Annotated in this window: 28 protein-coding genes and 1 tRNA gene; 15 read left to right on the top strand and 14 right to left on the bottom strand. The window is 65.7% G+C overall.

The genetic code is table 11. The features are described from left to right. The first annotated feature begins 283 nt into the window (after window positions 1–283). Window positions 284–547 carry a hypothetical protein gene (locus ACI2KK_RS28035; protein WP_217838975.1) on the top strand — a complete coding sequence of 88 codons (264 nt, stop codon included), beginning with the start codon at window positions 284–286 and terminating at the stop codon, window positions 545–547. Between the two features lie 2 nt (window positions 548–549). Here ACI2KK_RS28035 and ACI2KK_RS28030 read toward each other — a convergent pair whose 3' ends face one another. Then, a complete protein-coding gene (locus ACI2KK_RS28030; protein WP_404671506.1) occupies window positions 550–1,362 on the bottom strand; it encodes a substrate-binding periplasmic protein in 813 nt (270 codons plus the stop codon). A gap of 217 nt (window positions 1,363–1,579) precedes the next feature. Between ACI2KK_RS28030 and ACI2KK_RS28025 the strand changes: the two genes are divergently transcribed. Next, window positions 1,580–2,464, top strand: a complete 885-nt coding sequence (locus ACI2KK_RS28025; protein ID WP_404671505.1) for a DMT family transporter — start codon at window positions 1,580–1,582, stop codon at window positions 2,462–2,464. A 1-nt stretch (window position 2,465) separates the two neighbouring features. Here ACI2KK_RS28025 and ACI2KK_RS28020 read toward each other — a convergent pair whose 3' ends face one another. After that, complete coding sequence (locus ACI2KK_RS28020) at window positions 2,466–3,374, bottom strand: hypothetical protein (RefSeq protein ID WP_404671504.1); 909 nt, start codon at window positions 3,372–3,374, stop codon at window positions 2,466–2,468. 218 nt (window positions 3,375–3,592) lie between these two features. Here ACI2KK_RS28020 and ACI2KK_RS28015 point away from each other — a divergent pair, with 218 nt between their 5' ends. From ACI2KK_RS28015 to ACI2KK_RS28005, 3 genes are all read left to right on the top strand, one after another. Continuing rightward, the gene (locus ACI2KK_RS28015; RefSeq protein ID WP_404671503.1) at window positions 3,593–4,573 is read left to right on the top strand and encodes an aliphatic sulfonate ABC transporter substrate-binding protein; all 981 of its coding nucleotides are present in this window, start codon (window positions 3,593–3,595) and stop codon (window positions 4,571–4,573) included. A 13-nt stretch (window positions 4,574–4,586) separates the two neighbouring features. Beyond that, window positions 4,587–5,951, top strand: coding sequence for an LLM class flavin-dependent oxidoreductase (locus tag ACI2KK_RS28010; protein ID WP_404671502.1), 1,365 nt, complete (start codon window positions 4,587–4,589; stop codon window positions 5,949–5,951). A 132-nt stretch (window positions 5,952–6,083) separates the two neighbouring features. Then, complete coding sequence (locus ACI2KK_RS28005; RefSeq protein WP_217838981.1) at window positions 6,084–6,920, top strand: bifunctional allantoicase/(S)-ureidoglycine aminohydrolase; 837 nt, start codon at window positions 6,084–6,086, stop codon at window positions 6,918–6,920. A gap of 41 nt (window positions 6,921–6,961) precedes the next feature. Here ACI2KK_RS28005 and ACI2KK_RS28000 read toward each other — a convergent pair whose 3' ends face one another. From ACI2KK_RS28000 to ACI2KK_RS27980, 5 genes are all read right to left on the bottom strand, one after another. After that, the gene (locus ACI2KK_RS28000; protein WP_404671501.1) at window positions 6,962–7,738 is read right to left on the bottom strand and encodes an AraC family transcriptional regulator; all 777 of its coding nucleotides are present in this window, start codon (window positions 7,736–7,738) and stop codon (window positions 6,962–6,964) included. A gap of 326 nt (window positions 7,739–8,064) precedes the next feature. After that, window positions 8,065–9,573, bottom strand: coding sequence for an MDR family MFS transporter (locus ACI2KK_RS27995; protein WP_404671500.1), 1,509 nt, complete (start codon window positions 9,571–9,573; stop codon window positions 8,065–8,067). Then, a complete protein-coding gene (locus tag ACI2KK_RS27990) occupies window positions 9,563–10,699 on the bottom strand; it encodes an HlyD family secretion protein (protein ID WP_404671499.1) in 1,137 nt (378 codons plus the stop codon). Before ACI2KK_RS27990 ends, ACI2KK_RS27995 begins: the two co-directional genes overlap by 11 nt. Window positions 10,700–11,105: 406 nt before the next feature. Then, on the bottom strand, window positions 11,106–11,978 hold the full coding sequence (locus tag ACI2KK_RS27985; protein ID WP_404671498.1) for an alpha/beta fold hydrolase: 873 nt from the start codon (window positions 11,976–11,978) through the stop codon (window positions 11,106–11,108). A 15-nt stretch (window positions 11,979–11,993) separates the two neighbouring features. After that, the gene (locus ACI2KK_RS27980; RefSeq protein WP_404671497.1) at window positions 11,994–12,614 is read right to left on the bottom strand and encodes a LysE family translocator; all 621 of its coding nucleotides are present in this window, start codon (window positions 12,612–12,614) and stop codon (window positions 11,994–11,996) included. A gap of 167 nt (window positions 12,615–12,781) precedes the next feature. Here ACI2KK_RS27980 and ACI2KK_RS27975 point away from each other — a divergent pair, with 167 nt between their 5' ends. After that, the gene (locus ACI2KK_RS27975; protein ID WP_404671496.1) at window positions 12,782–13,261 is read left to right on the top strand and encodes a GNAT family N-acetyltransferase; all 480 of its coding nucleotides are present in this window, start codon (window positions 12,782–12,784) and stop codon (window positions 13,259–13,261) included. On the opposite strand, the gene ACI2KK_RS27970 is transcribed toward ACI2KK_RS27975, so the two are convergent. Continuing rightward, the gene (locus tag ACI2KK_RS27970; RefSeq protein ID WP_404671495.1) at window positions 13,243–13,680 is read right to left on the bottom strand and encodes a type II secretion system protein N; all 438 of its coding nucleotides are present in this window, start codon (window positions 13,678–13,680) and stop codon (window positions 13,243–13,245) included. The genes ACI2KK_RS27975 and ACI2KK_RS27970 overlap by 19 nt on opposite strands. A 119-nt stretch (window positions 13,681–13,799) precedes the next feature. On the opposite strand from ACI2KK_RS27970, the gene ACI2KK_RS27965 reads away from it, so the two are divergent. After that, a complete protein-coding gene (locus ACI2KK_RS27965; RefSeq protein WP_404671494.1) occupies window positions 13,800–14,234 on the top strand; it encodes a GspH/FimT family pseudopilin in 435 nt (144 codons plus the stop codon). Between the two features lie 320 nt (window positions 14,235–14,554). Beyond that, window positions 14,555–15,202 carry a type II secretion system protein GspJ gene (locus tag ACI2KK_RS27960; protein WP_404671507.1) on the top strand — a complete coding sequence of 216 codons (648 nt, stop codon included), beginning with the start codon at window positions 14,555–14,557 and terminating at the stop codon, window positions 15,200–15,202. On the opposite strand, the gene ACI2KK_RS27955 is transcribed toward ACI2KK_RS27960, so the two are convergent. The 3 genes from ACI2KK_RS27955 to ACI2KK_RS27945 are packed head-to-tail and all read right to left on the bottom strand — an operon-like array spanning window position 15,195 to window position 17,307. Continuing rightward, on the bottom strand, window positions 15,195–16,103 hold the full coding sequence (locus ACI2KK_RS27955; RefSeq protein ID WP_404671493.1) for a FecR family protein: 909 nt from the start codon (window positions 16,101–16,103) through the stop codon (window positions 15,195–15,197). The genes ACI2KK_RS27960 and ACI2KK_RS27955 overlap by 8 nt on opposite strands. A gap of 29 nt (window positions 16,104–16,132) precedes the next feature. Continuing rightward, window positions 16,133–16,675, bottom strand: a complete 543-nt coding sequence (locus ACI2KK_RS27950) for an RNA polymerase sigma factor (RefSeq protein WP_217838992.1) — start codon at window positions 16,673–16,675, stop codon at window positions 16,133–16,135. Further along, on the bottom strand, window positions 16,672–17,307 hold the full coding sequence (locus ACI2KK_RS27945; protein ID WP_404671492.1) for an STN domain-containing protein: 636 nt from the start codon (window positions 17,305–17,307) through the stop codon (window positions 16,672–16,674). Before ACI2KK_RS27945 ends, ACI2KK_RS27950 begins: the two co-directional genes overlap by 4 nt. Before the next feature lie 151 nt (window positions 17,308–17,458). On the opposite strand from ACI2KK_RS27945, the gene ACI2KK_RS27940 reads away from it, so the two are divergent. From ACI2KK_RS27940 to ACI2KK_RS27930, 3 genes are all read left to right on the top strand, one after another. Then, window positions 17,459–17,773, top strand: a complete 315-nt coding sequence (locus tag ACI2KK_RS27940; protein WP_404671491.1) for a hypothetical protein — start codon at window positions 17,459–17,461, stop codon at window positions 17,771–17,773. Window positions 17,774–18,237: 464 nt separating this feature from the next. Then, complete coding sequence (locus tag ACI2KK_RS27935; RefSeq protein ID WP_217885272.1) at window positions 18,238–18,525, top strand: hypothetical protein; 288 nt, start codon at window positions 18,238–18,240, stop codon at window positions 18,523–18,525. Window positions 18,526–18,614: 89 nt separating this feature from the next. Next, window positions 18,615–19,229 carry a Yip1 family protein gene (locus tag ACI2KK_RS27930; protein WP_404671490.1) on the top strand — a complete coding sequence of 205 codons (615 nt, stop codon included), beginning with the start codon at window positions 18,615–18,617 and terminating at the stop codon, window positions 19,227–19,229. Between the two features lie 14 nt (window positions 19,230–19,243). Here the strand turns inward: ACI2KK_RS27930 and ACI2KK_RS27925 are convergent, their stop codons facing one another. Next, window positions 19,244–19,495 carry a DUF1652 domain-containing protein gene (locus ACI2KK_RS27925; RefSeq protein WP_217838996.1) on the bottom strand — a complete coding sequence of 84 codons (252 nt, stop codon included), beginning with the start codon at window positions 19,493–19,495 and terminating at the stop codon, window positions 19,244–19,246. A gap of 264 nt (window positions 19,496–19,759) precedes the next feature. On the opposite strand from ACI2KK_RS27925, the gene ACI2KK_RS27920 reads away from it, so the two are divergent. After that, window positions 19,760–19,990 carry a DUF6555 family protein gene (locus ACI2KK_RS27920; RefSeq protein WP_404671489.1) on the top strand — a complete coding sequence of 77 codons (231 nt, stop codon included), beginning with the start codon at window positions 19,760–19,762 and terminating at the stop codon, window positions 19,988–19,990. Between the two features lie 392 nt (window positions 19,991–20,382). Here ACI2KK_RS27920 and ACI2KK_RS27915 read toward each other — a convergent pair whose 3' ends face one another. Next, window positions 20,383–22,323 carry a penicillin acylase family protein gene (locus ACI2KK_RS27915; RefSeq protein WP_404671488.1) on the bottom strand — a complete coding sequence of 647 codons (1,941 nt, stop codon included), beginning with the start codon at window positions 22,321–22,323 and terminating at the stop codon, window positions 20,383–20,385. A gap of 31 nt (window positions 22,324–22,354) precedes the next feature. Between ACI2KK_RS27915 and ACI2KK_RS27910 the strand changes: the two genes are divergently transcribed. Continuing rightward, window positions 22,355–22,438 (top strand) — tRNA-Gly (locus ACI2KK_RS27910). 455 nt (window positions 22,439–22,893) lie between these two features. Beyond that, a complete protein-coding gene (locus tag ACI2KK_RS27905; RefSeq protein ID WP_369986636.1) occupies window positions 22,894–23,256 on the top strand; it encodes a fe2+ zn2+ uptake regulation protein in 363 nt (120 codons plus the stop codon). 36 nt (window positions 23,257–23,292) lie between these two features. On the opposite strand, the gene ACI2KK_RS27900 is transcribed toward ACI2KK_RS27905, so the two are convergent. Next, complete coding sequence (locus ACI2KK_RS27900) at window positions 23,293–23,481, bottom strand: hypothetical protein (protein WP_369986637.1); 189 nt, start codon at window positions 23,479–23,481, stop codon at window positions 23,293–23,295. A gap of 424 nt (window positions 23,482–23,905) precedes the next feature. Between ACI2KK_RS27900 and ACI2KK_RS27895 the strand changes: the two genes are divergently transcribed. Continuing rightward, on the top strand, window positions 23,906–24,286 hold the full coding sequence (locus ACI2KK_RS27895; protein WP_217885279.1) for a transcriptional regulator: 381 nt from the start codon (window positions 23,906–23,908) through the stop codon (window positions 24,284–24,286). Window positions 24,287–24,532: the final 246 nt, after the last annotated feature.

Raw genomic sequence — 24,532 nt, 5'->3', positions numbered from 1 at the left:
AATGGAGCGAGGATTTTTTGGTGACTTTTGATTGGCCGGCATTCCGGACTTCAAAAAGTTACCCGCCGTAAGGGCGGAAAGGTGAATAAGCGTCAATACAAATAATGAATGCGCATACAACTCTCAATACAAACAACAAACAACAAACAACAAACAACAAAACATATATCACTTACACAAAAACCATCGCCTACAAGCCCCCCCCTACAGCAACCGCCCCCAACCATGTACCCTTGACAAGCGAAACGGCTAAACCACCAACACCCACTCAAGGGGCATTGCAATGAACACCACCCTCCCCCTGACCCTGCTAGCCCTCACCCTGCTCCTGACCGGCTGCTCCTCAAAACCCACCCAACGCTACGCCGCCCAAGGCGCCAACTGCTACGCCAAGGCCCTGCCCAGCAGCGGCGAAGGCGGCCTGGCCTTCGGCCCGACCCTGGCCAGCGCCAGCCGCAAGTCTCTGGACAGCTGCATGCGTTACGCCGGGCGCTCCGGCGGCACGCCCAAGACCTGCCAGGTAGTGCTGGCCAAATGTAAAAGCTGAGCCTACTGCCCGCCCTGCTGCTGACGCTGCCAGCGCTCCAAGTTCTGCGCTACCAGTTGCTCAGGCAAGGGCCCTGCCGCCAGCTCTTTCATCTTGCGCGCCAGCTGCTCACGCAACGCCGGCACATTGCAAGCCGACTTGTGCGACAACGCCAGGAACAACCCCTCACTGGATATCGGCGGTTCCAGCACCTGCAACTGCTGCTCCCGGCCCAACGTGCGGGCCAGGGCAAGCCCCGGGTAACGCTCGAAAATCACATAGTCGTTACGCTTGAGCAGCAACTTCTCGAAGGCTTGGGTCGCACTGGGTACAGCCTCCAGGTCCAGGTGCTCGCGGGCGTAGTCGTCAAACGCCTGGCCATGGCTGTTGTTGACCAAGGTACCGCCCCGGCGCCCCTGCAGGTCGGCCCAGTCGCTGTAGCTGAATGCCTCGCCCTGACGCACCCACACCACGCTGGAGGTAAACAGGAACGGCGGGCTGACGAAGTCCATCAACTGCTCCCGCGCCTGGGTGCGAAAATAGCCAGCCATCATGTCGATGCGCCCGCTGTTGACCTCTTCCTGGGCGCGCGACCACGGCCCGACATACACCACATCCACCACCAAGCCCAACTTATCGGCAGCATGCCGGAGCAGGTCGGCATTGGCGCCGATCAATTGCTGGGGGTTTTGCGGGTCACGCCACAGGTAGGGAGGGTACTCGGGGTTGCCGGTAGCGGTCAGGTGCTGGCAGGCCTGCTGCGCTGTGGCCAGCGTGGGCAACAATGCAATGGCCAGCGCCAACCCCATCGAATGGCACAAACTCCGTGCACTCATCGCGATCCTCGCACTACCGACTGGTTGATGGAAATGACAGCTCTACTGCTTCGACAGCCCACGCCCACGAACGCTCACATGAACTGCACAGTCCACACAGTGTGCACCAGAAATGGCCATTCGCCACGCACTCATTCGGATTGCCGGCATGCCGCTTGATCTGGCCCGCCTTGCAGCGCTAGCCTGCCGCTCACCCCTGCCGGATGGACCCTTGCCGATGCGACCGCGCGACCTTGCCGCCTATCTGTTCCTGGCCGTGGCCTGGGGCTTTTCCTTTTTGGTGGTGCTGAAGGTGGTGCACGCCTTTGGCTGGGTCGGCGCGGTCAGCCTGCGCGCACTGATTGCCGGCGGCACCCTGACGGTGCTGGCCGCCCTGCTGGGCCGGGCACTGAAGCTACGGCCACTGCTGTGGCCGTTGCTGGTGGTGGGCGCCACCACCGTGGCCGGGCAACTGATCGGGCTGTCCTACGCCACACCGCGCATCGGCACGGCCATGGCGGCCATCTTCGTCGCCAGCATTCCGCTGTTCTCGATGATCATCGGCAGGCTCTGGGGTATCGAGAAGATCAGCCACCAAGGGCTGGCCGGGCTGCTGCTGGGGGTGGTGGGTATCGTCATGCTGGTGGGCTTCCCGGCCCAGGCGGTGACCGAGGACTTCATCCACGGCTGCGTCGCTTCGCTGCTGGGCTGCGTGTGTGCAGCGTTCGGCAGCAACTACGCCAGCCTGCGCCTGCGCGGCCAGGACCCGTGGACAGTCACCGGGGGCGCGTTCCTGGCAGGCGGCCTGCTGACCTTGCCGCTGTTGCTGCTGGTGCCGGTGCCGCAGGTGCCCGAGGCCATCGATTGGCTGTACCTGGCCATCAGCGGCGCCGTGATGAGCGCCACCACCTACGTGCTGTATTTCGGCCTGGTGGAGCGCATCGGTGCCACCCGCACCATCAGCGTCGAATTCGTGGTCACCTTGGTGGCGGTGCTGGTTGGCGCGCTGTTTCTGGGGGAGGCGCTGAGCTGGCTGCAGGCCCTGGGCGCCCTGGTGATCATGCTTGGTTGCATGCTGGTGCTGGGCCTGCTGCCCGGCCGGCGCAAACGCCTGCCGAGCTGATTCAGATACCGGGTGCCCACGAGGCGGTTTCGACTTGCGCGGTGCGCTGCTCGGCTGGCGGCGTCAGGCGCAGCACCCGGTCGCGACCGCCTTCGGCGAGCAGGTAGCCGCCCTTGCCATCCGGCACGATGGCCTGCGGTGCTTTCAGGAAGCTGAGCACGGTGTGACGGGTGCCATCGCCAGTCATGCGCAGCAGCCGCGCACGGTGGGTGGAGTCCTCGCTGATCCACAGGCCACGCTGGTCGCAATACAGGAAGGTGGGGTTGTTCAGCCCTTCGACCACCACCGGGTCCTCACCTTCGGGGTTGAATGCCCGCACTTTGCCTTCGGCCTTTTCGGTGTACAGCAGGCGCCCGTCGGTACAGCGGGTCAGGCCTTCGGTTTCGGTCAGGCCCGAGCGCAGCACGTCCAGCTCACCACTGCGCCAGTCGTAGCGCATCAGCCGGCCATCGCCCTTGCGGTCCTCGATGGCGTACAGGTGGTCGCCATCGTTGTACAGCCCCTGCACGTTGTTACCCTGGAACAGCGCCAATACCTGGCCATTGCGCGAAATGCTGACCGGCGCCCCACCCACCTCCTGGCTGAACGCCCAACCGCCGGACACTGCCACCATGCCATCGGGCTTGGACAGGCCATCGATCAGCACCACCCGGTCACCCTCGGCGGTGATGCGCACAATGCTGCCACGCCCATCGCGCAGTTCGCGGCTTACCAGCAGGCTGCCATCGGCCTCGGGCAGCAGCGAGGCGGCCTTGGCCACAGAGTCGTGCAGCACCTGCACGCCCCAGCCGTCGGCGGCCTGTACCGGGTAGTAGGTCTGCCAGGCAAAAAAGCCCAGGGTGCTGGCCACCAGGCCCGCAGTGGCGGCCAGGGCCAAACGGATACCACGCTTGCGCAAGGCATTGATCATCGGTTCGGTTCCTGCAAAGTTCCTGCAAAAAGTGGCCGCGATGCTAGCAAGGCGATGTGAAAAAAATGTCGTGGATCCAAAGGCCCGATCCACGCGCAAACAAAAGGATATAAAAAGAACAAAACAATCTAACAATTACGCATAAAGAAATTGAAAAGCCCCTTGCTCCCTCCTTAGGCTGAAAGCACGCCAATTGCCCCCGTACAAGGAGCTTCACCGTGCCTGCCCGTGCCTTCTCCCCCCTGCGCCGCCTGCTGCTCGGCGGCTTGCTGGCCACTGTCGCCAGCGCCCTGCTGCCCTGGTCCAACGCCGTTGCCGACGACGCCAAGACCCTGCGCATCGGCTACCAGAAGTTCAACAGCATCAACATTCTCAAAAGTAGCGGAGCCTTGGAAAAAGCGCTGGCGCCGCAGGGGGTGAAAGTCAGCTGGCACGAGTTCGCCGCCGGCCCGCAACTGCTCGAGGCCCTGAGCACCGGCGCCATCGACCTGGGCCATGCCGCCGATGCGCCGTCGGTATTTGCCCAGGCCGCCGGCAAGCCGGTGGTGTACCTCGCCGCCGAACAGCCCTACCCGCGCGGTATCGGCCTGGTGGTGCGCGAACAGGACCACATCGCCAAGGTCGAGGACCTCAAGGGCAAGCGCGTGGCCACCGGCCGCGGCTGGAACGCCCAGTACCTGCTGGCCGTGGCCCTGGAGCAGGCCGGCCTGAGCTACCAGGACATCACCCCCGCCTACGTCAATAACGCTGCCGACGCCGTGGCCGCGTTGCAGTCGGGCAGCGTACAGGCCGTCACCCTGTGGGACCCGTTCCTCGCCGCCGCCGAGGCCCAGCCGGGCCTGAAAAACCTGCGCGATGGCAGCGGGCTGTCCAACAACCGCACCTTCTACCTGTCCACCCGCGCGTTCGCCGACCAGCACCGCGACCTGCTCAAGACCTTCTTCAGCGAGCTGGGCAAGGTCAGCCAGTGGGCCAACGCCAAGCCCGGCGAAGTCGCCGCCTTGCTGGCGCCGCAACTGGGCATCAATGCCGGCGTGCTGGAAGTGGCCAGCGAACGGCGCAACTACAACGCCGTGGCCATCACCCCGCAGATCGTCGCCGAACAGCAGAAGCTGGCCGACACCTTCCAGGGCCTGGGGCTGATCCCGCGCAAGCTCGATGTGGCCGAGGCGGTGTACCCCACTGCCGTGCTGCCCTGACAAGGACATGACGATGCCCCGCCCGATCCGCTTCAACGCCTTCAGCATGAACGCCGCCAGCCATCAGTCCCCGGGCCTGTGGCGCCACCCGCGCAACACCAGCGTGCACTTCAACCGCCTGGAGTACTGGGCCGACCTCGCCCGGCTGCTGGAGCGCGGGCTGTTCGATGCGCTGTTCATCGCCGATGTGCTGGGCATCTATGACGTCTACCAGGGCGGGCCGGAGGCGGCCTTGCGCGGCGGCGTGCAGGTACCGGTGAACGACCCGCTGCTGCTGGTGCCGGCCATGGCCGGGGTAACCCGCCACCTTGGCTTCGGCGTGACCTTTTCGCTGACCTACGAGCACCCGTACCCCTTCGCCCGGCGCATGTCCACCCTGGACCACCTGAGCGGCGGCCGGGTGGGCTGGAACATCGTCACCGGCTACCTCGACAGCGCCGCGCGCAACCTCGGCCAGGTGCGCCAACTGGGCCACGACCAGCGCTATGACCTGGCCGAGGAGTACCTCGAAGTGCTGTACAAACTGTGGGAGCACAGCTGGGACGACGACGCCGTGGTACTGGAACGCCAGACCGGGCGCTATATCGAGCCGTCGCGGGTGCACCCGATCAATCACCATGGCGAGCACTTCCAGGTGCCCGGCATGCACCTGTGCCAGCCTTCGCCGCAACGCACCCCGGTACTGTTCCAGGCCGGCGCCTCGGCGCGTGGCCAGCAGTTCGCCGCCCGCCATGCCGAATGCGTGTTCATCAGCGGGCCGACGCCCACGGTGCTGCGCCGCTACGCCGACGGCATTCGCCAGGCCAGCGAAGCTGCCGGGCGTGGGCGCGAGCAGGTGCTCATCTATGCCCAGGCGCTGCTGATCGTCGCGCCCACCCGCAGGGAGGCCGAAGCGCGCTTTGCCGAATACCGCCGCTACGTCGACCTGGACGCGGCCCTGGCGCTGCTGTCGGGCTGGACCGGCATCGATCTTGCCGGGCTGGACCCGGACGCCCCGCTTCAGTACATCGAAAACGACGCCGGCCGCGCCGCCCTGGCCGCCTTCACCGCCGCCGACCCCAACCGCCGCTGGACGGTGCGTGAGGCTGCCGAGTTCGTCGGTTTGGGTGGCCGCGGGCCGGTGCTGGTGGGCGCCGCCAGCGAGGTCGCCGACCAGCTGGAGCACTGGCTCGACGAGACCGGCATCGACGGTTTCAACCTGACCTACGCCGTGCAACCGGACGACCTGCACAACGTGGTCGAGCTGCTGGTGCCCGAACTGCAACGCCGCGGCCGCTACCCTACGGCCTACCAGGACGGCACCTTGCGCCACAAGCTGTTCGGCCAGGGCGACCGCCTGAATGAAAGCCATGCCGGGCGCCAGGTCAGCATTCAGTAATTGAATACGGAGTATTTCAACATTTAATTTGTGGATGCCACGGGCGCGCTCTTATGCTGTCCGTGCATCCCCTGCACGCACCGGCCGGTGTGGTCCAAGGCATGGGGAGAGAACAACAAGTCGAGACCGTTCATGTCGAAACCATCCTACTTCGCCCCCCACGGTGGGCACCCGGCTCAAACCGAGCTGCTGACTGACCGTGCCATGTTCACCGAAGCCTATGCCGTGATCCCCAAGGGCGTGATGCGTGACATCGTCACCAGCCACCTGCCGTTCTGGGACAAGATGCGCATGTGGGTCATCGCCCGCCCGCTGACCGGCTTTGCCGAAACCTTCTCGCAGTACATCGTCGAAGTTGCCCCTGAAGGCGGCAGCGAACGCCCTGAGCTGGACCCGAACGCCGAAGCGGTACTGTTCGTGGTCGAAGGCGAAATCGACATCACCGTCGAAGGCAAGCACCACACCCTGGTACCCGGCGGCTACGCCTTCCTGGCCCCGGGCGCCGAGTGGAGCCTGCGCAACAACAGCAAGGCCAACGTCACCTTCCACTGGCTGCGCAAGCACTACCAGAAGGTCGAAGGCCTGCCGGTACCGGAGTCGTTCGTCACCCACCGTGACAACGCCACCGTCATCGAAATGCCGGGCACCGAAGGCGCGTGGAAGACCACCCGCTTCGTCGACATGGCCGACATGCGCCACGACATGCACGTGAACATCGTGACCTTCCAGCCTGGCGGCGTGATCCCGTTCGCCGAGACCCACGTCATGGAACACGGCCTGTACGTACTGGAAGGCAAGGCGGTGTACCGCCTGAACCAGGACTGGGTCGAGGTTGAAGCCGGCGACTTCATGTGGCTACGCGCGTTCTGCCCGCAAGCCTGCTACTCCGGCGGCCCAGGCCCGTTCAGCTACCTGCTGTACAAGGACGTGAACCGCCACGTGCACCTGACGCTCAATCCGCAGCGTTGATGCAGGCGTAATATCCGGGGCTGCTCTGCAGCCCTTGTTTGTCAGCCCCCGTCCTCAACGCCCCCCGCACCCGCACTCCCCACCCGCCCGAAGTACACCGAAGGCGAAACCCCCAGCGTGCGCCTGAACATTGCACTGAACGCACTGGGGCTGTCATACCCCTGGTCCAGCGCCACCTCCAGCACCGAGCGCCCTGCCGCCAACGCGTCGAGCCCGGCCAGCAAACGCATGCGCCGTACCCATTGCACCAGGCTAAGGCCGGTTTCCCGCTGAAACGCCCGGGTCAGGGTGCGCCCGCTGAGCCCGCACAATTCAGCCGCCCGCCCCAGGCTCCAGTTGTCCGCTGGCGCCAGACGCAACGTTTCGCAGAGTTCCTGCAACACCGCCGAACGCGGGCTGGGCACATGCAGGGCCAACACCGGCAATACGCGGATCTCATCGAGAATCAGCGCCATGATGCGCGCCTCATGCCCATCCAGCGGGTACACCGGGGTGATGTCCATGGCGCGGATGATCAGCTCGCGCAGCAGCGGCGAGATATCGATCACCTGGCACAGCGCCGGCAACCCCGGGCGCGCGGCGGCATCGACGAACAAGGTGCGCATGCGCACCACCCCCGACATGCGCAGCTCATGCTCGCAGGCCGCTGGCACCCAGACCCCGCGCCCGGGCGGCACCACCCAGCTGCCCTCCAGGGTATTGACCGTGACCACCCCGCTGATGGCATGGATCAGCTGCGCACGGTCGTGACAATGCGGGGCGATGTGTTCGCCGTGGCGGTAGTTCTCGGCGAGCGGGAGGATGAGCGGGCGGGTCATGGGCTGGGGTCGGTGGCAGGTGGACGGGCATCATAGCGCGACATGTGCTGCGCCGCGGTGGATGGCACCGGCTTTGCCGGTGTTCGCGGCTAAAGCCCACACAGGTACAGCGCCAGATTCAGGCTCTGTGCAATCCTGTGGGAAGCGGCCTTGTGTCGCGATGGGCTGCGCAGCAGCCCCGGCGATTTTGCATGAGGCCGAGGCCTTGGGGCCGCTTCGCGGCCCATCGCGACACAAGGCCGCTTCCCACAGGGACCGTGTTAAATCAATGAGCTGTAGTTTGTTCTATAGAGTACCGGCTTGCCGGCGATGAGGCCGGGCCTGTCTCAGCGGCTACGCAGCAGCAACGCAGCCAGGGCACAGCCCAGCAGGGCCACGCACGACAGGTAGAACGCATCGGAATACGCCATCAGGTAGGCCTGCTCACGCACGCTCTGGTCGATCAATGCCAGCGTCTGCATCACCTCGGGCGACTGCGGGTCCACCAGCCCCCCCGGCAGGCGCTGCTGCAAGGCGCCATCGAACGGCGTCAGCGTTTCGCCCACCCTGACCGAATGAAAGCGCTCGCGCTGCGACACCAGTTGCGTCAGCAACGCCGTCCCCAGCGCGCCCCCCAGGTTGCGCAGCATCGAGATCAACGCCGAGGCCGAGCCCGCCTGGGCCTTGTCCAGCCCTTTCACCGCCAGCACCGACAGCGCCACCATGATCAACGGCTGGCCGATGCCGCGTACCACGGTGGAGGGGATGATCACGTTGCTGCCGGCATCCACCGTCAGCTGTGAGCCCAGCCAGCAGCCCAGGGCCATGATGGCGAAGCCGCTGGCCACCAGCAGCTTGGCGTTGAGCCAGCGCATCAGCCGCGGCAGCAGCGGTGCCAGCAGCAGTTGCACCAGGCCGTAGGCGATCAGGCTCTTGCCGATTTCGCTGGCGCTGTAGCCCTGCACCAGCGACAGGTAATTAGGTACCAGAAACACCAGCCCGAACGTGGCCGCACCGAACACTGCCATGGCCAGGCTGGACACGCCAAAGTTGTAGCTACCCAGCAGGCGCAGGTTGATGAACGGCCGCGCGCCCCACAGCTGGCGCTGGATGAACAGCGCCAGGCAAACCAGCGCAAGCAGGCTGAAGCCGACGATGAAGCGCGAGTCGAACCAGTCCTTGCGCCCGCCCTCCTCCAGCACCACCTGCAACGCCCCCAGGCCCAGTGCCATGGCGGCGATACCCAGCCAGTCGGCCTGGCGCAAGGCGCTGCGGTCACCCGCCCGGCCCTTGATCGACCAGGCCACCGCCGCCAGCAGGGCCAGGCCCGGCGGCAGTTGCAGCAGGAAGATCCAGCGCCACGAGTACATGTCGGTAAGCCAGCCGCCAATCGACGGCCCGGCGGCCTGGGCCACGCTGTTGGACAGGCTGAACAGGGCCATGCCCAGGGCCAGGCGGCTGGCCGGCAGTTCGGTGATGATCAACTGCATCGACAGCGGGATCAGCACCGCCCCCGAGGCGCCCTGCAACACCCGCAGGGCGATCATCGCCTCGAGGTTGGGCGCCAGGGCGCAGCTCACGGAACTGGCCAGGAACACCGCCGAACCCACCAGCATCACCCGCCGCAGCGAGAACACCTGCACCAGCCAGGCGGTCAGCGGGATCATGCTGATTTCGGCCACCAGGTAGGCGGTGGAGATCCACGACCCCTCCTCGAAGCTGGCCCCCAGCGCCCCTTCGATTTCCGGCAGCGCGGCGCTGGTGACATGCACGTTCATGCCGGCCATGAAGCAGCCGAACAGGCCGCCGATCACCGCCACCCAGGCGCGGGTGGAGACCTTTTCTTCAGTGCTCATCGCGTACCTGGCGTGTGTCGACCGTGGCGATCACCGACATGCCCGGCAGCAGCCGCGGCGCACCGGCAGGCTCCGGCTCAAGGTGGATGCGCACCGGGAAGCGCTGGACGATCTTGGTGAAGTTGCCGGTGGCGTTGTCCGGCGGCAGCAAGGCGAACACCGCACCCGAGCCTGGCGAGACGCTGTCGACGGTACCGCGCCAGTGCTGGCCGAAGGTGTCCACCTCAAGGGTGACCGGCTGGCCCGGGTGCAGGTGCGCCAGCTGGGTTTCCTTGAAGTTGGCCACTACATAGGCCTGCTCGACCGGCACCACCGCCAGCAGCGGCAGCCCCGGTGTCACGTACTGCTGCTGACGGACCTTGCGCTGGCCCACCACACCGTCGAACGGCGCGCGTATTTCGGTATCGGCCAAGGCACTGCGGGCAAGGTCAGCTTCGGCCCGCGCCTGGTCGAGATCGGCCTGGCGCTGCTGCAGCTGCGCTTCGAGCTGCCTGCCCTGCTGCGCCAGCACCGCTTTATGGGCATGCTGGCGAGCCAGTTCGGCGTCGGCGGCGCGCTGCAGGGCGTGGGCCTGGATGCGCGTGGCGCGGGCCTGCTCCATGCGCTGCACGCTGGCCGCCTGCCACTCGGCCAGGCGCTGGTAGCGTTGCCAGTCCGCCTCGGCACGCTGCGCCTCGCCACGGCTGCCGCCGCGCTCGGCGTCTGCCCGGGCAATGGCCTGAACCTGCTCGGCCTGTTCGGCAGCGAAGGTGCGCAGGCGCAGGCGCTGCACCTCGAGCGCCGCCTCGCTGACCGCAAGGCGTGCCTGGGCCTGGCGCAGGCGGTCGCGAAAGTCCCGGGCATCCAGGCGCACCAGCACATCGCCAGCCTTGACCTTGGCGTTGTCGGCTACCGCCACCTCGGCCACATAGCCGCTGACCCGGGCGCTGATCGGCGCCCAGTCGGCGCGTACATAGGCGTCGTCGGTCTGCTCCAGAAAGCGCCCGGCCTGCCACCAGTAAGCGCCGTAGGCCAGCAGCGCCAGGCATAGCGCGCCTGCCAGGCCCAGGCGCAAAATGCGCTGGCGGCGGGCCGCGTGGCGTTGGGCGAGGTCGTGTTGCGGGTCTGGGCTGACCGCCTGGTTCATGCTGGGGCTCCGTCCGTTGGGGTGTGCCAGCGTAAGCAATTTATGGTTGTCGTTCGCGCGCGAATTGGCAGGCCATCGTCGCGAAATGGACAATCACTGCTTCTTAGGACCGAACCCAAATGGGTTGCATGCCCTTAAGGCCTGCGCTGTCGCGCAGGGAACTACGGCCGCAAGCGCGCCCCGGCCCCTGTGGGAGCGGCTTTAGCCGCGAAGCAGGCACCGCGCTAGATGGCACCGGCTTCGCCGGTGTTCGCGGCTGAAGCCGCTCCCACACAATCTTCATTAAATCAACGAGTTGTGATTTGTTCCAGAGGAGCCGGCTTGCCGGCGATGAGGCTGTCACAGGCAACCTAAAACAATCGCTCCCACGCCCCAACCTGCCGGCGAAACGGGTATCACCCGGCGATCAGCCTGCAAGAAACGCCACCACCCGCTCGGCCGCCATTGCCGGGTCTTCCTGCATGAAGCAGTGCCCACCCGCCACCTGCTGCGCGCTCACATGAGCATTCAACCCGGCCAGGCGCCGCACCGAGCGGGGCACGAAGGGGTACGTCTGTTCGCCGTACAGGATGCAGGTCGGGGTGGTGATGCTTGCAAGCTGTTGCCACATGCGCGCCGGGAACGAACTGAAAATCTCCACCTCGCGGCTGGGCCGGCACTTGAGTACCACGCCCTCGCCACAGTCGCCGATGGCGTGCTCCACATAGGCATGCAAGGCCGTCTCGCTCCACCCCTTGAAAATCCCCCGCCCCTGCAGCGAAGCCAGTGCAGCCATGCGGTCGGGCCAGTGGCAGCGGCGGGTGGCAACCTTGCGCGCCAGGCCATACCGACGGTGCAGGCCGAACATGGCGGCCGCCCCCATCACCCCGAGCATGCGCCGGCTGAACAACACCGGGTCGAGCAGCACCGCGCGTTGGAACAACTGCGGCTCGCGGGCCAGCATCAAGCCGGTCAGCACGCCGCCAAAGCTGTGACCGACGGCAAAGCACGGCACCTCGCCATACTCGCCGCGCCCGCTGGCAAACGCCTCCAGGGCCAGCGCGGCCGAGCGGTTCCAACCGCAGAAGGCGCCGCCATGGTCACTGTCGCCATGGCCCTGCACATCGCTCAGCCACAGGTCGAAGTGTTCGCTCAGGCGCAGCAACAGGGGTTGATAGGCCAGGCTGCAAAAGCCGTTGCCATGCAGAAAGTGCAGCAGTGGGCGACCGCTAGGGGGCGATTGCCATCCACGCAGCGTGAAGTTTTCTGCGCACGTGTAGGACCAAGGCGTAAGTTCCATCAGAAATTTCGTACATTAGGAAAACGCCGATTCTACAAACAGTAACGGATACAGAGAAATCACCAGCAGCACGGCCATCAGGACATTGAACAGCACCACCGCGCGCGGCTTGCGCAGCAGGTTGCGCAGGGCACTGCCAAACATCACCCAGATACCCACGCTCGGCAGGTTGACCAGGGTGAACAGCGCAGCGATGACAATGACGTTGAACACATAGCCCTGGGCCGGGGTGTAGGTGGTGATTGCCCCCAGCGCCATGACCCAGGCTTTCGGGTTGACCCACTGGAATGCAGCCGCGCCCCAGAAGCTCAGTGGCTTGCGGCCACCGGCGGTATCGCCGGCCATCGGCCCGGAGGTGGCGATCTTCCAGGCCAGGTACAACAGGTATGCCGCGCCGCCGTAGCGCAGGATGCTGTACAGCGGTGGCCAGGCCTTGAACACCTCGCCCAGCCCCAGGCCCACCGCCAGCACCATCACCCCGAAGCCGATGCTGATGCCCAGGGCGTGGGGCACACTGCGGCGCACACCAAAGTTGACCCCCGAGGCCAGCAGCATGGTGTTGTTGGGGCCGGGGGTGATGGACGAGACAAAGGCGAACAGCACGAAGGCCGTGAGCAGGTCGAGGGAGGCAAGCATGGCAGTGTTTCCAGTTATTACAAAAGTTGTACCGCCACGGTAACCAAGTCCCCGGCAATTGGACCGGTACAGTCATGCAAAATTGCGCACGTACAGCTGACTGATACGGTTGACCCTTGTAGGGCGAATCGCAGATAACAGTCGGCATATCCACAAGGAAACCCGCCATGAGCCTGATCATCCGCCCTGCCGTGCGCAGCGACGCCACGCAGATCCTCACCTTCATCACGGAACTGGCCGACTACGAACGCGCCCGGCATGAGGTGGTGGCAAGCGTTGCCGACATCGAGCACAGCCTGTTCGACGAGGGCAGTACCGTGCACAGCCTGATCTGCGAGCGTGACGGCCTGGCCATTGGTTTTGCCGTGTATTTCTATAGCTACTCCACCTGGCTGGGGCGCAACGGCATCTACCTCGAAGACCTGTACGTGACGCCGCAGCAGCGCGGCGACGGCGCCGGGCGCAGCCTGCTGCGGCACATCGCCCGCGAAGCCGTGGCCAACGGCTGCGGGCGCCTGGAGTGGAGCGTGCTGGACTGGAACGAGCCAGCCATCGGCTTCTACCAGTCGCTGGGCGCCGAGGCCCAGGACGAATGGGTGCGCTACCGCCTGGACGGCGAACGCCTGCGTCAGTTCGCCGAGGGCTGAGGCGGCTCGCCCCAGAACGAGGCCTGGGCCAGCACCGGCACTTCGATGCGGCTGCGCTGGCCGCCGCGTTCGATCAACAGGCCCTGGCCTTCGATGGCCACCAGGCGCACGCCACGGGCCAGCTCCTCGCCACTGCGCACGGCCCGGGCCGGGCCGCCGTCGAGGCTGACGATGGCCACCGCGCCCTGGCTGCCGGCCATGACCCCGCTGACCGTGATCTGCGCCTGCGACGGCAGGTCGGCAAACCAGCGCCCGGCAGCGCCGTCGGCGGGCGCTTCGAGCACGGTGGCTGGCGCATCGGCCACCACCGTCGACGTTGGCCACAACACGCTGGCAAACGTGGCCAGGCCCGCAGCGACGGCCAGCAAGCCCAGGCCCTGCAACAGCTGGCCGGGTGAAACCCTGAAACGCTCGAACATTGCGCTCACCTGCTCCTTGGACACCTGGCCCCGAGCATAGCGGGCAATTCTCACGATTTTGTTTCACACGCTGATCATCTTGCCCGGGCAAGCTGTCTGCCAGGACAAGGAGCAGCCCTGTGAATGGACAACATGGTTTCACCCTGATCGAGCTGATGGTGGTGCTGGTGATCGTCGGCATCGCCAGCGCCGCCATCAGCCTGAACATTCGCCCCGACCCGGCCAAGCCGTTGCGCAGCGATGGCGAACGCCTGGCGCAACTGCTTGAACTGGCGCAAAGCGAGGCCCAGGCCGAAGGCCAGGCGCTGCGTTGGCAAAGCGACGGCGAGGGCTACCGCTTCGTGCGTGCCGATGGCCAGGTGGTGCAGGACGGGCCGCTCAGGCCCAGGCGCTGGCAAGCCGAGGGGGTCAAGGTGCAAAGCGAGCCCAAGGGGGCGATCTGGCTGGAGGGTGAATGGGTCAGTGAGCCGCTGCGCTTGCGCCTGCGCAGCGGCCCGGCAATGGTGCAGGTGAGCCGAAGCGCTGCGGGGCAGGTTCGGGTGAGCCAGCCATGAATGATTGGACTGCATGCGCTCCCTGTGGGAGATCACCAAGCCCTTGGGGCTGCGCTATCGCGCAGAGAACAAGTCTCACAGATGCACCGCGCTCCTGTGGGAAGCGGCCTTGTGTCGCGATGGGGCGCAAAGCGGCCCCAAGGCCTCGGCCCCATGCAAAATTGTCGGGGCTGCTACGCAGCCCATCGCGACACAAGGCCGCTTCCCACAGGGACCACGTTAAATCAATAGTTTGTAATTTGTTCTATGAGGGCCGGCTTGCCGGCGATCACCGGTGTGGCCGGTGCCATCCGCACACACCCTTTACCTGTTCTGGCCTCATCGCCGGCAAGCCGGCTCCTACAGGGGGGCGGCGCCAGCCGGGCCCTGGCCCGGCTGGCCGGCAACAGGGCTTCACCCTGATCGAAGTGATGATCGCCATCCTGCTGATGGCGGTGGTCAGCCTGATTGCCTGGCGCGGGCTGGACAGCGTCAGCCGTGCCGACCGCCATGTACGCGAGGCTCACGATGACAACCAGGCGGTACTGCGGGTATTCCAGCAGTTGCAGCGCGACCTGGCCCTGCGCGCCAGCCTGGAGCTGCTCGAACCATCGCTGCCCGGCCGCGAAGCGCCGGGCAAACCGCTGCTGCCGGCGGTGCGCGCCCGCGCCGACCGCCTGGAGCTGGTACGCAGTGGCGCCATACCCGGCAGCGGGTTGCAGCGGGTGCGCTGGTACCTGCAGGGCGGCACCTTGTATCGCGCCACGGCCCCTGCCCAGGACCACTACCCGCTGCCGGCACCCAAGGCCGCAGCCGCGGTGCTGGAAAACGTCACGGCATTCAGCCTGCGCGACTGGCAGGCCAAGGGGGGCTGGCGATCACCTGCGGGCGAAGCCCGCGACAACCCCATGGGGCTGGAGGTGCGCCTGACCTGGCGCGGTCCCCAGGGCGACGAGCGTTACCGTCAGGTACTCGGCCCGTTCAACTGACCAGCACCACCCCACCGGGCAGCTCCAGGCAGCGGGCACCATAGGCGGCGCGAATCAGCGCTGCGGCTTCGGGCAACTGCTCGAAACTGAAGCGTGCCTGTACCCGGCGTCGGCCCAGGGTCGGGTTCAGCAGCACCAGGCGCCCGGGGCGGTAGCGGTTGATCTCGTCGATCACCTGGGCCAGCGGCGCATCGCGGAACACCAGCATGCGCTCGCGCCAGGCCATCACCTGGCCTGCGTCGAACAGCTCCGGCGTGCCCAGCCCCTGGGCGCCATAGCGCAATTGCCGGCCGGCCGGCAGCACGGCGTCCTGGCCCTGGGTGGCGATGCGCAACTCACCGCTGAGGCAGGTGACGCACACCGCATCATCCAGCTCGCGCACATTGAACCGCGCCTGGGCGGCGCTGATCAGCCCCTGCCTTGCGCGCACCTGCACGGCCTGACTGGCCTGCACCTCGATCTCGCCGCTGAGCAGCGCCAGGGCCTGGCCTTCGCGGCCTACCCGCGTGCGCACGTTCAGCTCCAGGTCGATGCCTGGGGCCAGCAGAATGCTGCGCTGCTCGCCCTGCTCGGTCGCGAAGGCCACCTCGGCGGTATCCGGCGCCTCCAGCAGCCCGCCGCGCCACACCACGAACGCGGCAGATGCCGCCACCGCACCGCCCAACAGTGCACGGCGGCTCAGGCGTGGCATCGGTACCACCTGGCTGGCCTGGCGCGCCGCCGGGCCCAGCAGATGCCACAGCTCGCGCGCCTGGGCAAAGGCCTCGGCATGCGCCGGGCTGCGCGCGCACCATTGGCGCAGGGCGTTGGCATCGGCCTGGGTGGCCTGGCCAGAAGTCAGCCGCACCAGCCAGTCCTGGGCCTGGCGGTGCAGTTCGCTGTCGGGGGAAATCTGGGGCATGGTGTTCACACGAAAAAGTCGACTATTGATCAAGACGGTTTTCCCGCCCCCGGACCGAACCGCTGGAACACTTTTCTTTCAAGGCGCATCGCACAATGCCCCAACGCCGCCTTGAGCTCTTTCTCCACCGTGCGCGTTGAGATACCGAAACGCTGCGAGATTTCCTGGTGCGAAGCCTCTTCCAGGCGTGCGGCGATGAAGATCCGCCGGCGCCGTGCCGGCAGCTCGTACAGTGCCCCCAGCAGGTTCTGGATTTCGCGTTGGCCGCCGACGATGCGCGCCGGGTCCTGGTCCTCGGCCACCTGCAGCAGGCTTTCGATCTCGGCACCGGTAAGCAGGCGTGCGTCGGCCTCGCGGCGGTCGGCGGCGACGTTCAGGGCCATGCGGTACAGGTAGGCGCCGGGCTTGTGCACCTCGTGCACGCCCTCCATGCGATCGACCCGCAGGTAGGTTTCCTGCAGTACGTCGTTGGCCAGGTCGTCCGAACCAAGCCGGCGCTTCAGGCGCACCCTGAAGGCGTCGTAATGGCTCAGAAACAGTTTGACCAGCGCACTGTCCCGAGGTTTGTTCATGCCGCCGCAGCTCCTTGCGAAAGTGGGCAATCCATAGGTACCGGGCGCAGCAGCAGGGTGACCGGCTGCGCCAGGGATGACGGCGGTGCCCGGTCCAGGCGCACCGCTCGCAAACGCTCGACCACCGCCGTATCACGGGCGTAGTCGCCGGTCGAGGCCAGCAGGCGGCTCTGCACCAGCTGGCCGCGGGCATCGATCCACACTTGCAGGGCCGCGCGGTAACTGCCGGGGCGGGTCTGCGCCGAAGCGCACAGGGCGCGCTCTACCGCCTGTTGCAACGCCTGCGCGTAGCTGCCGCCCGGCACGCCGTGTTCACGACCCGGCGGCGGCTGCCCATGCAACTGCAGCGGCTGCAGGGTGAAACCGCCCTTGCCGCTGTAACGCGCCTCCAGGCCAGTACCCTGCAACAGCCGCTGCAGCCCTTCGCGGGGCAGGTAACGCCCCTGCACCGGGCTTGAGCGCAGGGCGCCCAACAGCGCCTGATCCACCAGCACCGCCAGGCCGCTCTGCCGGCCGAAGCTGTCCAGCGCCTGGCCCAATGGCTGGGCCGGGATGTCCAAAGCCAGCATCGGCTGGGCACGCAGCGGCATCAACCAGAGCAATAGCAGGCCTGCCAGCAGGAATGCACGCACGGATAGGCGCCTCCTTGCCGGTGCCAGGGAATCGCCATCCTGCGGCCTGTGTATGACGCTGTGGTGACAGCGCCCCGCAACCAAAGCTTCACCCCGACGCATGTCGACGCAGGCTAGACTCGCCCCAGGATCCCCTGCGAGATACACGATCATGGAGCGACTCAAACTGGCCACCCTGCCCTTGCTGCTGGCCTGCGCCTGCCCGGCACTGGCCGAACAAGGCAAGGCCCGCGAAGGCTGTATCGACGTGCAGGTGGGTCAGTACCGAGCACTGGCCTACGACTGCCTCACCCAGCAGTTGCAGGGCGACAACGCACAGGCCGCCAAGGGCCTGCAACAGCGGCTCGACCCGGTGCAGCAGTTGCACAGGCGCTCACCCAGCCAGCTGGGGCTGGCCACGCCGGCGGCGACTTCGAACCGCATGGGCAGCAATTTCGGGCGCTCGGCGAAGCCACAGCGGCCGTAGCGCAGGGCCCACTGAGGTTGCCTTTGACGGCCCTATCGCCGGCAACGCTGCTTCTATGGAACAAATCACAACTCGTTGATTTAACGAAAATTCTGTGGGAGCGGCTTCAGCCGCGAACACCGGCAAAGCCGGTGCCATCTAGCGCGCCGCCTGCTTCGCGGCTAAAGCCGCTCCCACAGGGACTGCATAAGCTTCAGGCCAGTGCTGCACCTGTAGGAGCCGGCTTGCCAGCGATGAGGCCGGTTCAGGCAGCACAAGACAGTTGCTCCCTCAGGTGTCGCGGGCGCGCTTGCGGCCGCAGTTCCCTGCGCGAAAGCGCAGCCCGCAGGGCTGGGTCATCAGGGTGGTGGGTAAGGCGGGGAAATACCGCGGATGAAACCCGATGAAATAATCTGAACACTTCCTTCGGTCAGGCTTCCAACATTTGATGCCCGCCATCATTTCGTCAGGAGCCTGCCGCCCCCATGAAAATGCCCTGCCGCGCCCCCAATGCCTGCCTGCAACTGGACTACGTCCGCGACACTCTTTTTGGTCCGGTCGCCTTGAGTGTCGAATGCCAGGCCCAGCTCGCCGCCCTCAACCTGCAAGGCCGCCCTGCCCTGCGCCTGCACATTTGCCCGCCGCTGCCCGACAAGGTCGAGCGCGCCCACAGCGTGGCCTTTACCTGGGATGGGCGCAGCTACCACGGCGTGGTACGCGACCAGGGCAAGTGCGGTGACGGCGGGCTTAACCTGCTGGTGGAACTGCAATAAGCCGATCAGCGGCGGCAAACCCGGCTGAACCCCGCAGAACCCGGGCGTCTCCATAACTACAGGGCACATGAACCCTGGAGGAGAACGCCATGAACAGCCCGTTGCTCAAGCTATTCACCCACCCGGACGACGCCTGGATCGACATCCGCCGCGCCGAGGAAGATCACCCGCAACAGTATTTGCCGCGCCTGTTGCTGATGGCGCTGGTGCCCGCCGTGTGCCTGTTCATCGGCACCAGCACCTTCGGCTGGAGCCTGGCGGCCGAAGAGCGCGTGCGCCTGGGGCTGGCCAGCGCCGCGCAACTGGCTGGCCTGCTCTATGCCACTACGGTGGTGGGGGTGATGTTGATGGGGGTGATGATCCGCTGGATGTCACGGGGGTTCGACGTGCAACCGAACCTGAACCAGTGCATCGGCTTTGCCGCCTATTGCGCAACACCGTGGTTCGTCGCAGGCGTGGTTGGCCTGGTACCGATGCGCTGGCTGGCAGTGGCGGCGCTGCTGGGGGCGTCGGCTTACGCGAGTGTGCTGTTGTACGGCGGGCTGCAGACTTTTTTGCGGCTGCGCAAGGAGCAGGCGATGCTGTTCGCGACCTGCGTGTGGGGCGTGGGCTTGTTACTGCTGGTGACTATCCTGGTGGCGATGATCCTGTTCTGGTCCAACGGACTGATGCCGGAATATGTACGCCCGGGCAGCCTGGGCTGACCGGGCATACTCAATCAGGCAATGGCCTTGAGCGGCTGTGCGGGTGCCTGACGCTGGGCCTTGAGCTGCGCCACCAGCCCGACCAGGTCACGGCAACTGTTCAGGTTTGCCACCGCCACATCAGTCACGGTGAGCACATCGTCTGCCTGGCCCAGGCGGATGGTCAGGTGTTCGCCATCCGTGCAACTCACCTCGCAGCGATCCGGCAGGCAGGCCTGCTCGATCATCTGCCGCATCTCCAGCATCGAAACGCCTATCAACGACATGGTACGACCTCTCTGGATGGCCCTTGATGTGTGGTTGTACCCTCGGTGGGCAGTCCGTTCCCCGAGGCACCGGTGTGGCGCAAGATCATCTAGCACCTTAGTGGAAGAACCCGGAGCTGCCGCGATTGTTCGATCGGTGACGGGGTTGGCCCGACCAGCGGTTGGAACTTGACCGTTCATCCGCCGTCTTCTGCTGTTTTTTGAAACTTTCTCGAGGGTGGGGGGCTCCCACGTTCAGGGATGGGCTGCGAACCGAGACGGGTGATGATCGACGCCAAACTTTATGTAATCGACTACGTGCTGCATGGGGAGCGCAAGTCGTTCATCGTGCGCGCCGAGCGGATGGACAATGCCGAGGCCTGGCACTGGGCCAGTTGTGATGCGGGGGTGGGGAAGATCGGGCGGTATGGGCGTGAGCACATTCGCAAGGTGAGCAGGCCCATGGCGGAGCGGTTTGGGATTGGGGAGGTTAGTTGGCGGCAGTCGGGGGGGTGAGGTTTTCGGGTTCGGGTTCGGGTTCGCGGCTTTATGGTGATTGCTTTGGGAGATGCATGCGCATTCATTGACGATGAGCGCTTTTCGTCACCTTTCCGCCCTTACGGCGGGTTACTTTGGGCGGCCAAAGTAACCAAAACCGCCTGCTCCCATCATCCGGCCCCCTGCGCTGCGCTCCGGGGGTTCCCTCGCTCCGGGCTTGCTCCGGAGGTACGCGCCGACGGGCCGTCCCTGGCCCGATCGGCGCTCGACCGGCATCCATGCCGGTCGCCCTCCTACGCAATCCCTACGCTCGGCCTCCTGAAGTCGCGATTTGTGTTGCCTGAACTATCGCGCGCTTAGAAGCAAGATCAACAGCCAGATCAAGGGCAGGATGGCTGGCGGTTACGGCATCATTGCTTGCTGGCCATCACCGCACCGTCTCGCTCTCGAATCACCACCGCTCGATACTCAGGGTCTGCCTTGATCTGCGCCTCGGTGAACGGAATGGCTGTCAGCTTTCCGGCAGCAAAATCTTTGGTCTGGTCGGCTGCATGGCTGGAGGCCGCCTCGCTGGACAGTGAGAACGCCAGTACACCTTCAGCCTTTGGCCCCTGGTCGGTGAAGGTCACCACCTGCAGGTAGCTCGAACCACTGACCACCAGGCGCTTGCCTGGCGCCAGCGGCACGCTGATCATCGCGTTGTATATCCCCAGTTCCTGCGCCCCGCCCGGTACCGGCACACCGTTTTTTGCCTGTTGCACCTGCCCCCAGCGCACATCTGCAGCCAGCCCGTCCTTTTTCACCTGCTCGATCGAGGCCAGTGCCGCTTCGCGCAACAGCTTGCGCACCGCCGCCTGCTCCACCGCCAGACCACGCGGGGTATGCAGCGGGTCGGCCGGGTCGAACGCCACGCGCCAGATTTCGGGATGCTTCTGCAGCACGGCAGCCATGTTCTGGAAATGCACCAGGCCAATGCCTGCTTCCAGGCCGGCCTTGCCGTTCCAGGTTTTCAGGCTGGCGCACAGCGACTGCAGGTCGGCGTCGACGCCCTGGCACCACTGCAGCAGGTCCGGGCGCAGCAGGCTGGCCAGGTACACCTCGTCGTCGAACACCATACGTTGCAGGTCGCCTGCACTGACCTTGCCATTGCCGGCCAGGCGCTGCAGGGCAAAGCGGCTGCGCATGCCCAGCGGCTGCCCGGCACGGCTGACCAGCGGCGAGAAGCCCGTCAGCGGCGCAGCCGGGTTGGCCAGCCAGGCCGAGTCGTTGGAGTGCTGCACGTAATCGGTGCGTTCAAGGCTTGGCAGCAGCCCTACCGGGAAAATGCCCGGCTGGGCCGCCTGTGGGTCGACCTTCCATTGGCAGGCGCTGCGCGAGCCGTCCAGCACCACCAACGGGCCAACCTGCTGCGGATTGCCACATTGCCCGAGCAAGGCCTCGTCCACATAGGGCACCACCGACTGGTTCAGGTACAGCGCATGGCCAGCCTCATCCACGGCCACGGTGTTGACCCACGGCACGCCCTGCAACTGGGCCACCGAGTCCTTCAGCGCCTGCAGGCTGTCGGCACGATTGATCTGGTACCACTGCTGCAGTACCCGGGTGTTGTCCATATTCGCATCACGCAGGCTGTAGGCGGCCTGGTTATCCCAGTCCAGGCGCCCGGGCCATTGCACCACGGGCCCGAACTTCGACAGGTACAGGGAGCGCTCGACGGTTTGCAGCGTGCCACCCTCGCCCTTCACGGCGACGCTGACCTTGTACGGCGTCAATGGCAAGGACTGCCCGTCGTACAGGTAGCGGGTCGGGTCTTTCGGGTCCAGTTGCAGGCGATAAAGGGTGAAATGGTTGGACTTGTCGACGGTGTGGGTCCACGCCAGATGGCGGTTGAAACCGATGTTGACCACCGGCAACCCCGGAAGCGCCGCCCCCATCACATCCAGCTGGCCCGGAATGGTCAGTTGCATCTGATAGAAGCGCATACCCCCTATCCACGGGAAATGCGGGTTGGCCAGCAGCAGGCCGCGCCCGCTGGCCGAGCGCTGCGCCCCGACTGCCACTGCGTTGCTGCCACGCGACTGGGCGAACTGCTGCTGACGGGCCAGGGCCTGGCCGTAGTCGACCGCAGGGCGTTGCGCGGCCAGCTTGGGTGGGGTTGCGGCGACCACCGCCTCGGCGAACTGGCCGACACCGCCTTCGGCCAGCAGGCGCCGGGTCAGCTTGACCAGGTCCAGGCTGGTGATCGGCCTGACCCAATCGCCTTCGCCACACTCGGCAGGCAAGCCCTGGGCACGGCGCTCGCCCAGCGCGCGGTTGTAGCCACTGGCATAGCCTTCCAGCAGGTCGCGCACGGTAGCAGGTTGCGCCTGCAGGAAGGCGTTGGCCGCCGTGGGGTTGTTGAGCCAGGTGAAGAACAGGTCACTGGCCAGGTTATCGCGCAGATCCTGAGTCTTGCCGGCGGCACCAAAATAGCGGGAGCGCTCGCCGCTCACCGTCAGCACTTCGTTGGCCAACAGGCACAGGTTGTCCTGGGCGTAGGCGTAACCGATGCCGTAGCCCAGGCCGCGTTCATCCTTGGCCAGGATGTGTGGTGTACCGAAGCTGGTGCGGCGGATCTGCGCCGATGCATCGCCGGCGTCACCCGCCTGGCTGGCCAGGCTCGCAGTGGCCAGCGCTGTGGCGAGGCCCAGGCGATAAACAGCACGTGTTGAAAAGGTCACAGGCACTCCTCGTGCAAATCGGGGGTCATCCCGATCAAACGATTGGCCAGATGAAAATTTTACGCCCCTCGCCCACCTGCAACGTCTTCAACTGCACACCCCCTTTTTTTTTCAACCAGGGCTGCAGATTTGCCGTTTTCATTCGTCTTATCTAGTGAGGCACCCATGATTTCGGGACAGTCCACGAAAAGGAGCATTCACATGTATCACCCGCAACCCCTGCTGCAGACACCGCCAAGGCCGGCGGCCACGCCCAGTGAAGAGACCGGGCGCGTGGGCAACGAACAAATCCGCGAGCTGCTGCGCACCTTCGGCCTGCGCACCAGCCTGATCCGCCTGAAAGTCATCGACGCCCTGCATGCGGCCGACCGCAACGGGCGCAGTATCGGTGTGCGCGGCGTGCATGCGCAGCTTGAGCAGCTGGATATCCCGCTGTCGTTCCTGAGCGTGCGTGAGGTGCTCAAGCGCCTGTGCGCTGAAGGCGTGATCAACCTGGGCAGTGACAAATGCTACAGCCTCAACCCGCAAGCCCGGGCCGTCCTCGAACAGCCCGCGGCACGCTGAGCGACTGGCCGGCCACTCGCTGCCGGCCCATGCCCGTCAGGGCTTGACCTTGCGCCGCAAGATCCCGTTGATCACTACCACGATCACCGCAATGGCGATGGCGAAGTACTGGAATGTCTGCTCGCTGATGGTGCCCTGCTTCTGCAGGTGGCTCAGGCCGAGCATCATGCCCAGCACCACCAGGATGATCAGGATCGAGTATTTGAGGCGCTGCACGTGTGTCATCTGGGTTTCCTTGCTGCATCTGTGGCTTAGGGCTCTGCGGAGCCGGCGCCATGATACCTCGCCACCTCCCCCCATGCAGATTTTCCTGCCCCTGGCCTTGCCCGGCCGGTCTGCGCGCCAGGCCTTGTACAGATAGCAGCCCGACTGCGATAACCTCAAGGTAGCGCACCCATTCTGCCATCATGGAAGACCTTCTACGGGGCCTTTCCCGGCCCGTGGCGCCTGATCCAAGGCCATTTCCTACAAGGCTTGAAAAAAATCCCTGCGAGTAACAAGCCAGTAAAGCTACAACCCCCGGTCCGTATCGCGCCTAGCGACCCTTTCTGCAGCTGTTCGAAAATCGAACCACGCCACTGCCTCGGTGGCAGCCAGACGCAAACCGCAGCCAGGTGCGTCTGACCCTCCAGAAAGAAGGAAGCCTCGTATGGAAATGCCTGATCTGAACAACATCGACATCAGCCAGCTGCCTCATTCGTTGCAATCGCTGATCGAGTGCATCGGGTTGGAAAACGCCTACCACCTCACCTGCGCGTTCGGCGGCCGCCCCAAGTACATCCCCAAGCACCGCGAGCGCACCAAGCTGGCCGACGTACTGCCAGCGCAGGCGCTGGACGCCCTGATCAAGCGCTACGCGGGGATGGCCCTGGAGGTGCCCAAGGTCGACCACTTTCAGCGCCAGTTGCGCAATCAGCAGATCCAGAAAGAGAGCGCCAGCGGGCTATCGCGCAGTTTGCTGGCTGACAAGTATGGGTTGAGCCTGAGGCAGATCGGCAATATCCGTCGCCTGGATTGCCCGGCTCGTTGAGGGTGATGGGGGTTGCGGTGCTTTTATTGGAGGAGCGGCCAGCCTGCCCGGGCTCGGCGCCCCAGGACAAGGTTTGCGTCAGGGCTGGCAGGGCTCGCCGGGGGGGCGCGTCAGGGCCTCCAGGGCTCGCCGAGGGGTCGCGTCAGGGCCTCCAGGTGCTCGCCACAACCCTTGCAGCGCCTATCAGATCGAGCGCCGCCCGCGCGGCGCTTCGCGGTGGTTCGGCACCCCGATGAACCCGCTCCC

The sequence above is a fragment of the Pseudomonas sp. NPDC089406 genome (genome assembly GCF_044900265.1).
Classification (GTDB): domain Bacteria; phylum Pseudomonadota; class Gammaproteobacteria; order Pseudomonadales; family Pseudomonadaceae; genus Aquipseudomonas; species Aquipseudomonas fakonensis.
The sequence above is the reverse complement of the archived record's forward strand: the minus strand, read 5'-3'. Positions and strand labels throughout refer to the sequence as shown.

Excerpts from the sequence above, each read along its gene's own strand:
- ACI2KK_RS28035 (WP_217838975.1), top strand. The coding sequence starts at position 284 with ATGAACACCACCCTCCCCCTGACCCTGCTAGCCCTCACCCTGCTCCTG.
- ACI2KK_RS28030 (WP_404671506.1), bottom strand. The coding sequence starts at position 1,362 with ATGAGTGCACGGAGTTTGTGCCATTCGATGGGGTTGGCGCTGGCCATT.
- ACI2KK_RS28025 (WP_404671505.1), top strand. The coding sequence starts at position 1,580 with ATGCGACCGCGCGACCTTGCCGCCTATCTGTTCCTGGCCGTGGCCTGG.
- ACI2KK_RS28020 (WP_404671504.1), bottom strand. The coding sequence starts at position 3,374 with ATGATCAATGCCTTGCGCAAGCGTGGTATCCGTTTGGCCCTGGCCGCC.
- ACI2KK_RS28010 (WP_404671502.1), top strand. The coding sequence starts at position 4,587 with ATGCCCCGCCCGATCCGCTTCAACGCCTTCAGCATGAACGCCGCCAGC.
- ACI2KK_RS28005 (WP_217838981.1), top strand. The coding sequence starts at position 6,084 with ATGTCGAAACCATCCTACTTCGCCCCCCACGGTGGGCACCCGGCTCAA.
- ACI2KK_RS28000 (WP_404671501.1), bottom strand. The coding sequence starts at position 7,738 with ATGACCCGCCCGCTCATCCTCCCGCTCGCCGAGAACTACCGCCACGGC.
- ACI2KK_RS27995 (WP_404671500.1), bottom strand. The coding sequence starts at position 9,573 with ATGAGCACTGAAGAAAAGGTCTCCACCCGCGCCTGGGTGGCGGTGATC.
- ACI2KK_RS27990 (WP_404671499.1), bottom strand. The coding sequence starts at position 10,699 with ATGAACCAGGCGGTCAGCCCAGACCCGCAACACGACCTCGCCCAACGC.
- ACI2KK_RS27985 (WP_404671498.1), bottom strand. The coding sequence starts at position 11,978 with ATGGAACTTACGCCTTGGTCCTACACGTGCGCAGAAAACTTCACGCTG.
- ACI2KK_RS27980 (WP_404671497.1), bottom strand. The coding sequence starts at position 12,614 with ATGCTTGCCTCCCTCGACCTGCTCACGGCCTTCGTGCTGTTCGCCTTT.
- ACI2KK_RS27975 (WP_404671496.1), top strand. The coding sequence starts at position 12,782 with ATGAGCCTGATCATCCGCCCTGCCGTGCGCAGCGACGCCACGCAGATC.
- ACI2KK_RS27970 (WP_404671495.1), bottom strand. The coding sequence starts at position 13,680 with ATGTTCGAGCGTTTCAGGGTTTCACCCGGCCAGCTGTTGCAGGGCCTG.
- ACI2KK_RS27955 (WP_404671493.1), bottom strand. The coding sequence starts at position 16,103 with ATGCCCCAGATTTCCCCCGACAGCGAACTGCACCGCCAGGCCCAGGAC.
- ACI2KK_RS27950 (WP_217838992.1), bottom strand. The coding sequence starts at position 16,675 with ATGAACAAACCTCGGGACAGTGCGCTGGTCAAACTGTTTCTGAGCCAT.
- ACI2KK_RS27940 (WP_404671491.1), top strand. The coding sequence starts at position 17,459 with ATGGAGCGACTCAAACTGGCCACCCTGCCCTTGCTGCTGGCCTGCGCC.
- ACI2KK_RS27935 (WP_217885272.1), top strand. The coding sequence starts at position 18,238 with ATGAAAATGCCCTGCCGCGCCCCCAATGCCTGCCTGCAACTGGACTAC.
- ACI2KK_RS27930 (WP_404671490.1), top strand. The coding sequence starts at position 18,615 with ATGAACAGCCCGTTGCTCAAGCTATTCACCCACCCGGACGACGCCTGG.
- ACI2KK_RS27925 (WP_217838996.1), bottom strand. The coding sequence starts at position 19,495 with ATGTCGTTGATAGGCGTTTCGATGCTGGAGATGCGGCAGATGATCGAG.
- ACI2KK_RS27920 (WP_404671489.1), top strand. The coding sequence starts at position 19,760 with ATGATCGACGCCAAACTTTATGTAATCGACTACGTGCTGCATGGGGAG.
- ACI2KK_RS27905 (WP_369986636.1), top strand. The coding sequence starts at position 22,894 with ATGTATCACCCGCAACCCCTGCTGCAGACACCGCCAAGGCCGGCGGCC.
- ACI2KK_RS27900 (WP_369986637.1), bottom strand. The coding sequence starts at position 23,481 with ATGACACACGTGCAGCGCCTCAAATACTCGATCCTGATCATCCTGGTG.
- ACI2KK_RS27895 (WP_217885279.1), top strand. The coding sequence starts at position 23,906 with ATGGAAATGCCTGATCTGAACAACATCGACATCAGCCAGCTGCCTCAT.